Consider the following 8,109-nt stretch of genomic DNA (forward strand, 5'->3'; position numbering starts at 1 on the left):
GTCGGCGCTCCGCCCGGGTACGTCGGCTACGAGGAGGGCGGCCAGCTCACCGAGGCCGTCCGCCGCCGCCCGTACAGCGTGGTGCTGCTGGACGAGGTGGAGAAGGCGCACCCGGAGGTCTTCGACGTCCTGCTCCAGGTGCTGGACGACGGACGGCTCACCGACGGCCAGGGCCGCACGGTGGACTTCCGCAACGCCATCCTGATCCTCACCTCCAACCTGGGCAGCCAGTACCTGGTCGACCCGGTCACCCCGGAGGCGGAGAAGCGGGAGCTGGTGCTGGGCGCCGTCCGGTCCGCGTTCAAGCCGGAGTTCCTCAACCGGCTGGACGACATCGTGGTCTTCGAGCCGCTGGGCACCGGCGAGCTGAGCCGGATCGTCGACCTCCAGGTGGCGCGCCTGGGCGAGCGACTGCAGGAGCGGCGGCTCACCCTGGAGGTCTCCGCGGCCGCCCGCGACTGGCTGGCGCTCTCCGGCTACGACCCGGCGTACGGTGCCCGCCCGCTGCGCCGGCTGGTGCAGTCCGCGATCGGCGACCAGCTGGCCCGGGCGATCCTGTCCGGCGCGGTGCACGACGGGGACACGGTCCTGGTCGAGCGGGACGAATCGGGCGACCGCCTCACCGTCCGCGGCCGGGGGCCGCTGGAGAAGTAGCACCGCCGGCGTCCGGCGCACGGGCCGTTCCCTCCGCTCCGGCGGCAGGGGGCGGCCCGTTCCGCACGCCGCCACCCGGCCGCCACCCGCTCGGCCACCACGAGCCCGGCCGCCCCCGACCCGCGGCCGTCACCGCGCCGTCACTGCGCCGTCATTCCGCCGCGGCCTGTCGCAGCAGCCGCCGTGTCCGGTCCCGCCGGCTGCGCGCCAGCCGGTGCAGCTCGGCCACCTGGGCGTCCGGCAGGTTCCAGACCTGGGTCAGCAGCCTGAGCGTGGACACCCGCGGACAGGACACCTCCCGCTCCAGGTCCCGGATCGACCGCACGCTCAGCCCGGTCGCCTCGCCCAGCCGCTCCTGCGTCATCCCCTGCTCCAGCCGGATGTTCCGCAGCAGCGCCCCAAGCGTCGCGCCGTCCCCCGTCGCCGCTCCACCCACTCCTGTTCCCCCCTCAATTCCGGACAGTCCACCTCAGGACTGCTCAACTCCCCCCGCCTGACCGGGATTTGATCGAAGCGAGTTCCGTCGCACGCTAACCGCATCCGGCCGGAACGGCAGGCGAACCAGCGCGCCGGGCGCGTGACGTGGCTCACGCGCGCCCCTCCGGAGGCTCGCACCCCACTCCGGCCACCGACCTGTCCGCCGCCACGGCCGCCACCCCCGCACACCCTCCGTGACCGCCACCCCTTTCCACCCGTCCCGACGCGCCGGACGACGGCGGGAGGAACACCCGACGAAGATCGACGCCCCCCTCGGGTGCCCCTGTGAGCGAGGCCCCGAATGAGGCAGGATGGGAGGTGGAAAGGGCGGCCTCTCATTGCCGGCCACCACGTGCACTGAGGAAGAGGACCCCCATGAGCATCGATCCGTCGTCCATCCCGTCCTTCGGCATTCCCCAGGGCGGCCAGCCCGGCGGCCAGGGCGGGCGGCCGGCCGGCCCGCCGCCGATCGTCGTCCCGGACCAGGGCCTGGTCACCCAGCTGCTGGACCAGATGCAGCTCAAGCACGTCGTGGACGAGGAGGGCGACCTCACCGCCCCCTGGGAGGGCTTCCGCGTCTACTACATGTTCCGCGGCGAGCAGAAGGAGCTCTTCGCGGTGCGCGCCTTCTACGACCGCGCCTACCCGCTGGAGAAGAAGGGCGAGATCCTCGACCTGATCGACGAGTGGAACCGTGAGACCCTCTGGCCCAAGGTCTACACCCACACCCACGAGGACGGCGTCGTCCGCCTGATCGGCGAGGCCCAGATGATCGTCGGCACCGGCGTCAACCTGGACTACTTCGTCACCACCACCGCCAACTGGACCCAGGCCGCGGTCGGCTTCGAGCAGTGGATCGTCGAGCGCCTCGGCCTCCAGAACGAGATCGAGGGCGAGGACGGCGAGGGCGACACGGGCACCGACGAGGCCTGATCCCGTCCCCGGTACTCCGGTCCGGCCCGCCACCGCCTCAGCGCCGGTGGCGGGCCGTCCTTGTCCCCGGCTCCCGGCTGTCCCAGGATGGCCCTGACGACGAGCCGTGAGGAGTCACCGATGGGTACCAGGCCGCTGCTGAACCGCCGACTGGCCGGGATGGGCACGACGATCTTCGCCGAGATGTCGGCCCTGGCCACGGCCACCGGGTCGATCAACCTCGGCCAGGGCTTCCCGGACACCGACGGGCCCGAGGAGGTCCGCGAGGCGGCCGTACGGGCCCTGCGCGAGGGCCGGGGCAACCAGTACCCGCCCGGCCCGGGCGTCCCCGAGCTGCGCACGGCGATCGCCGAGCACCAGCAGCGCTTCCACGGCCTCTCGTACGACCCGGACACCGAGGTGCTGGTCACCGCCGGCGCCACCGAGGCCATCGCCGCCACCCTGCTGGCCCTGCTGGAGCCCGGGGACGAGGTGATCGCCCTCGAACCCTTCTACGACTCCTACGCCGCCTGCATCGCGATGGCCGGCGCCACCCGGATCCCGCTCACCCTGCGGGCCCCGGCCTTCCGCCCCGACCTGGACGAACTGCGCTCGCTGATCACCCCGCGCACCCGTCTGCTGCTGATCAACACCCCGCACAACCCGACCGGCACCGTCCTCACCGCCGAGGAGCTCTCCGGGATCGCCGAACTCGCCGTCGAACACGACCTGCTGGTCGTCACCGACGAGGTCTACGAGCACCTGGTGTTCGGTGCCGTCCACCACCCCGTCGCGGCCCTGCCCGGCATGCGCGAGCGCACCGTCACCATCTCCTCGGCCGGCAAGACCTTCTCCTTCACCGGCTGGAAGGTCGGCTGGGTCACCGCGAGCCCGGAGCTGGTCGCGGCCGTGCGCACCGCGAAGCAGTACCTCACCTACGTCAGCGCCGGCCCCTTCCAGTACGCCGTCGCCGAGGCCCTGCGGCTGCCCGACACGTACTTCGACGCCCTCCGCGCCGATCTGCTGCGCAAGCGCGACCTGCTGCTCGACGGCCTCGCCGCGGCCGGCTTCCGTGCCTACACCCCCGAGGGCACGTACTTCGTCACCACCGACATCACACCGCTCGGCGAGAAGGACGGCATCGAGTTCTGCCGTGCCCTGCCCGGCCGTTGCGGCGTGGTCGCCATCCCGAACGCGGTGTTCTACGACGACGCGGAGGCCGGCCGTAGCCTGGTCCGCTTCACTTTCTGCAAAAAGGACGAGGTCCTCCAGGAGGCCGTCACCCGCCTACGGCGCCTGTGAGAGGCCGCACGCCCCCTTTCACGCCCTTCGAACAGGGATGTCCGTGATCCGACGCCAGTTCTGATGGATCATCAACTTCCTTGATCGGCTTGCTTGCTTGCCGCCACAACGGCGATCCTTCGGACCGACGAGGCACTCCCCCGCCGCCCTCCACGCCCCGCGCCTGGAGGGCGGCGGTGTGTCATGCACCCGGGCGGCGCACACCCGGCGCGCACGGCGCACGATCCGGTGATAGGGGCGCGCGCTGTGCAGACTCGTACATGGGCTCGATCAGACCCGGGAAGCAGGTGTGCTCGAAACGGTGAATGCTTGACAAAGTTGGGTAAATCACCGGCGGACCCGGCGTATTCGTGCTTCTCTGCTGCTGAATCTCCAGCCGGAATCCTTCCTTCCACGGTCGGCCGCGCCCAGGGCCGCACAGCCACGAACAGCCTCGCCATCGCCTAGGCCTACTCGCTGCTGCTCGGCGGGCGCGCACGGAGCTGAAACGCGGAGCCGAGCATGCTCACCACACTGCAGACCTCCTACACGGACACCCGCGCCGGTGACCTCGCCTGGTGCCTCGGCGGCGACCCGCTGCCCGCTCTCGCCGTCCGCGACCTGAGACTCGGCGCTGGCGGCCGCCCGGGCACGTCCGGCACCCTCCAGCTGCGCCTGCTGGGCGCCTCCCACCAGGTGGTGATCGACGCGGGCCCCGGCCGGTGCCTGGAGACCGTCGCCTGCCTGCCCGGCCGCCGCACCCCGCTGCCGGCCCGGGTGGCCAAGCAGGTCGGCGGCTGGGAGTACGAGTTCGCGGCCCGGATCGAGGCGCTCCCGCCGCACGACTTCGCGGCCCGCGCCCAGGAGCTGCTGGCCCTGGTCGAGGGGCACCCGCGGGGCCTCGCCGGGGTCTTCCCGGGCGACCCGAGCGCCTTCACCGCGCTGGTCACCCAGGGCGGCCCGGACCGGCTGCTCTGGCGCACCTGGCACGCCTACCCGCAGGAGGGGCAGCTGGTGTGCACCCGCTCCTCGCTGGTGCTGCCGCCCGGGGTGCCCGGGGCATGACCGCGGGAATCCCGGACCGGAACACCGATCCGGCCGTAGGCCGCCGGGCACAGGCCTACGAATCGTACGCAGGAACGGTTCGTCAATCCGACGTCGTTCACTGTCCGCCGGATGGGCGCAGCCATCCGTACCGCGCGTCCCCTAGCGTTTGTTCGTGATCAACCATCCGGCCGGTCCGCCCGCACGCCCGCGAGTGGACCTCGACGACGGCGCCCCACCCCGGCCCGGGCGAAGCCTCGCCCCGCTCCTGCCCGCCCGCCGTCGGTCCCGGCTGCGATCCCGCCCCCGGCTCGCCCGCCTGACCGTCCTGCTGGCCGCGTTCGTCTGCGCGGCCTGCGGACTCGTCTACGAACTCGAACTCGTGGCGCTCGGCGACTACCTGCTCGGGGACACCGTCACCCAAACCTCCGTCGTGCTCTCCGTCATGGTGTTCGCGATGGGCCTGGGCTCACTGCTCGCCAAGCGGCTCACCAGCCGGCCCGCCATCGCCTTCGCCCTGGTCGAGTGCGCACTCGCGCTCACCGGCGGACTCTCCGCCCTCGCGCTCTACTCCTGCTGGGCCTGGATCGGCCGCTACCAGGCCGCCATGGTCGGGCTCACCTGCCTGATCGGCATCCTGATCGGCGCCGAGATCCCCCTGCTGATGACCCTCATCCAGCGGATCCGGCGCGAGGACGCCGGACGCGCCGTCGCCGACCTGTTCGCCGCCGACTACGTGGGCGCGCTGATCGGCGGCCTCGCCTTCCCGTTCCTGATCCTGCCCGCCCTCGGACCGGGCGACGGCGCCCTGCTCACCGGAGCCGTCAACGCCGTCGCCGGAGCCGCCGTGGTGCTCTGGCTGTTCCGCGAGGAACCCGCCCCCCGGATACGACGGCTGCTCTGGGGCGGCTGCCTGCTCGTCCTCGCCCTCCTCGCGGCGGCCGCGGCCGGCTCCGACGCGATCGAAGGCGCCGCCCGGCACGCCCTGTACGGCGACCAGGTCCGCTACGCCACCCGGAGCCGGTCCCAGGAGATCGTGCTCACCGGCCCCGCCGAGGGCCCCCTGCGGCTCTACCTGGACGGCCGGCTCGCGGTCTGCGGACCCGACGAGTACCGGGGCAGCGAGGGCCTGGTCCACCCCGCCATGGCGGCCGGCCCGGACGCCCGCGTCCTGCTGCTCGGCGGCGGCGACGGGCTCGCGCTGCGGGAGGTGCTGCGGCACCCGGGTGTCCGCACCGTCCGGCTGGTCGACGCCGACCCCGCCCTCCCCCGGCTCGCCCGCACCGACCCCGGGCTCGCCGAGCTCGGCGGCCGCTCACTGGACGACCCCCGGGTCCGCACCACCGCGGCCGACCCGATGGCCTGGCTGCGCGGCGCGGGCGCCGCCGGCGGGGACGGGCCGTACGACGTGGTGCTCGCCGACCTCCCGGCACCGGCCGACGGCGGACCGGTCAAGTTCCACTCCCAGGAGTTCTACGGCCTCGCCACCCGGCTGCTCGCCCCCGGCGGCCGGATCGCCGTCCGCGCCGGAGGCGACCTGGACGGCCTCTGGCAGATCGAGTCCGGCCTGCGGACGGCGGGCCTGCAGACCGTCCCGTACGCCGTCCCGGGCAGCGCCACCGCGAGCTGCCGCCCCGGACCGCCGGACGACGCCCAGAACTTCCTCCTCGCCGCCGCCACCCCGCCCCCGCTCACCCTCGCCCCCGACGCCCCGCCACCCCACGCCTTCACCCCCGACAGCCTCCACGCCACCACCACCCGCCTCACCGCCCTTCGCCCCACCCGCCCCCCGGCCGCCCTCACCCTCCTCGGCCCCCGCTGAGCCCCCGCGGGGCGGGGAGCCCGCGACGGAGCCGCGACCTCGCGGGCCCCACCCGCACGCGCGGTCCGACGCCCCGCCCACCCCCCGGCCGCCCCCGCCCGCCTCGGGCCCCACCACGCCCCGGGGGAACCGCCCGCGCCAAGACGCCCGGGCGGCCGGCCGCGGCGGTGGTGCGACGGCCAAGGAAACAGGTGGGGCGGGGAAAATCTGGTGGTGGTGGGTAGGGACCGGGCGGGGCCCAGTCGGTAGGCTCCGTGACATGGAGCATGAGGTTGTCGTCCCGATGTCCGCCGAGCCGGTTCGGCAGGCCTTGCAGGATCCGGCCCTGCTGGCGCGGAGTGTGCCGGGGCTGAGCACCGAGCCGGCCGCGGTCGGGGCCGGTGCGGCCGAGGAGATCGGCGGCCGGCTGAAGCTGCGGATCGGCGGCTCCACGATCACCTACAAGGGCGTGCTGTCGCTGATCGAGGGCCGGGAGGGCGTGCTGACGGTGCTCGCCGAGGGCGAGGAGGCCCGGGGCGCGGGTGAGGTGACCGCCACCGTCCGGGTCAGCGTCGTGGACGGCGCCGAGGACGGCACCGCGGTGATCCGCTTCACCGGCGACCTCAGTGCCACCGGCCGGCTGACCGAGTTCGACGAGGAGACCCTCGACGCCACCGGCCGCCGTCTGCTGGAGCGGTTCGCCACCGCGCTGGTCGCCCCGGAGGGCGAGCAGCCGCAGGACCAGGACCAGGAGGCGGACGCCGAGCCCGCCGAGGCCGGGGACGCCGGGACCGACGCCGGTGTGGTCTTCATCGAGGACCGCCAGGACCAGCCCGGCGACGACCTGGACGACGACCTCTCCGACCTGATCGCCTTCTCCGACGCCGACGCCGAGCGCTTCGGTCTGCCCACCGGCTCGGCCGACGACGAGGACGAGGCGGACGACGTCGAGGCCGAGGCCGCGGACGGCTCCGCCCAGCAGGACGGCGTCGCCGAGGAGCTCCCCGTCGAGCCGCTCTTCGCGTACGAGGAGGATCCGGTGCTGAGCGGCCCCGTGCGCCGCAGCATCGTCGGCCGGTCCGCCGAGGAGGTGGACCACGCCCCGCCGCGCGGTCCGTACGCCCCGGCGCTGCCCGCGCGCAGCGCGCGGGCCCGGGCGGCGACCCGCTGGGGCGGCGAGGCCGGCGGGATCGTGGTTCCGGGCACCGGCGGCCGCAGCACGGTCCCGTGGGTGATCGGCGGCTCGGTGGCGCTGCTGGGTGGTGCCGTGGTGCTGGTCAGGGCGCTGCGCCGACGCTGAGCCCGGAGCGCCGCAGGGAGTTCCAGGCCCTAGACTGAACGCTCATGAGCAACGACCGCGACGCCCTGCTGGCACAGATCAAGGACAAGGCCGTCGTGCACGGCAAGGTCACCCTCTCCTCCGGCAAGGAGGCCGACTACTACGTCGACCTGCGCCGGATCACGCTGGACGGCGTGGCCGCCCCGCTGGTCGGCCGGGTGATGCTGGACGCGACCTCGCACCTGGACTACGACGCCGTCGGCGGTCTGACCCTGGGTGCCGACCCGGTGGCCGCCTCGATGCTGCACGCCGCCGCCGCGCGCGGGCAGCAGCTGGACGCCTTCGTGGTCCGCAAGACGGGCAAGGCGCACGGCCTCCAGCGCCGGATCGAGGGCCCTGAGGTCAAGGGCCGCCGGGTGCTGGCCGTCGAGGACACCTCCACCACCGGTGGCTCGGTGCTGACCGCCGTGGAGGCGCTGCGCGAGGCGGGCGCCGAGGTGGTCGGCGTCGCGGTGATCGTGGAGCGCGGCGGCGCGGCCGCCGTCGAGGCCCAGGGCCTGGAGTACGTGACCGCGTACACCCTGGACGACCTGGGTCTCTGATCCGGTCCGGCGCGGACACGGCCGAGGGCCGGTGCTGTTTCACGTGAAACAGCACCGGC

General features: G+C 74.0%; 8 protein-coding genes. 7 read left to right on the forward strand and 1 reads right to left on the reverse strand.

Annotated elements, in window-relative coordinates:
- A partial coding sequence (locus tag ABZ449_RS41180; RefSeq protein WP_360357049.1) for an AAA family ATPase occupies nt 1-654 on the forward strand: 654 nt, incomplete at its 5' end.
- A gap of 151 nt (nt 655-805) precedes the next feature.
- Here the strand turns inward: ABZ449_RS41180 and ABZ449_RS41185 are convergent.
- On the reverse strand, nt 806-1,090 hold the full coding sequence (locus tag ABZ449_RS41185) for a helix-turn-helix transcriptional regulator (protein ID WP_360357052.1): 285 nt from the start codon (nt 1,088-1,090) through the stop codon (nt 806-808).
- A gap of 416 nt (nt 1,091-1,506) precedes the next feature.
- Here ABZ449_RS41185 and ABZ449_RS41190 point away from each other — a divergent pair, with 416 nt between their 5' ends.
- The 6 genes from ABZ449_RS41190 to pyrE all read left to right on the forward strand — a co-directional run bounded on the left by ABZ449_RS41190 (nt 1,507) and on the right by pyrE (nt 8,050).
- The gene (locus ABZ449_RS41190; protein ID WP_360357055.1) at nt 1,507-2,064 is read left to right on the forward strand and encodes a YbjN domain-containing protein; all 558 of its coding nucleotides are present in this window, start codon (nt 1,507-1,509) and stop codon (nt 2,062-2,064) included.
- A 120-nt stretch (nt 2,065-2,184) separates the two neighbouring features.
- Nucleotides 2,185-3,345 carry a pyridoxal phosphate-dependent aminotransferase gene (locus tag ABZ449_RS41195; protein WP_360357057.1) on the forward strand — a complete coding sequence of 387 codons (1,161 nt, stop codon included), beginning with the start codon at nt 2,185-2,187 and terminating at the stop codon, nt 3,343-3,345.
- A gap of 501 nt (nt 3,346-3,846) precedes the next feature.
- On the forward strand, nt 3,847-4,389 hold the full coding sequence (locus ABZ449_RS41200; RefSeq protein ID WP_360357060.1) for a DUF2617 family protein: 543 nt from the start codon (nt 3,847-3,849) through the stop codon (nt 4,387-4,389).
- Nucleotides 4,390-4,660: 271 nt separating this feature from the next.
- Complete coding sequence (locus ABZ449_RS41205; protein ID WP_360357065.1) at nt 4,661-6,190, forward strand: polyamine aminopropyltransferase; 1,530 nt, start codon at nt 4,661-4,663, stop codon at nt 6,188-6,190.
- Nucleotides 6,191-6,449: 259 nt separating this feature from the next.
- Nucleotides 6,450-7,469 carry a hypothetical protein gene (locus ABZ449_RS41210; RefSeq protein WP_360357063.1) on the forward strand — a complete coding sequence of 340 codons (1,020 nt, stop codon included), beginning with the start codon at nt 6,450-6,452 and terminating at the stop codon, nt 7,467-7,469.
- Between the two features lie 44 nt (nt 7,470-7,513).
- Nucleotides 7,514-8,050, forward strand: a complete 537-nt coding sequence (pyrE, locus tag ABZ449_RS41215; protein WP_359897723.1) for an orotate phosphoribosyltransferase — start codon at nt 7,514-7,516, stop codon at nt 8,048-8,050.
- Nucleotides 8,051-8,109: the final 59 nt, after the last annotated feature.

This window comes from Kitasatospora sp. NPDC005856 (genome assembly GCF_040629945.1).
Lineage (GTDB): Bacteria > Actinomycetota > Actinomycetes > Streptomycetales > Streptomycetaceae > Kitasatospora.

Bases quoted from the DNA above. Each gene is read 5' to 3' on its own strand.
- ABZ449_RS41190 (WP_360357055.1), top strand. From the start codon at position 1,507: ATGAGCATCGATCCGTCGTCCATCCCGTCCTTCGGCATTCCCCAGGGC.
- ABZ449_RS41195 (WP_360357057.1), top strand. From the start codon at position 2,185: ATGGGTACCAGGCCGCTGCTGAACCGCCGACTGGCCGGGATGGGCACG.
- ABZ449_RS41200 (WP_360357060.1), top strand. From the start codon at position 3,847: ATGCTCACCACACTGCAGACCTCCTACACGGACACCCGCGCCGGTGAC.
- ABZ449_RS41210 (WP_360357063.1), top strand. From the start codon at position 6,450: ATGGAGCATGAGGTTGTCGTCCCGATGTCCGCCGAGCCGGTTCGGCAG.
- pyrE (WP_359897723.1), top strand. From the start codon at position 7,514: ATGAGCAACGACCGCGACGCCCTGCTGGCACAGATCAAGGACAAGGCC.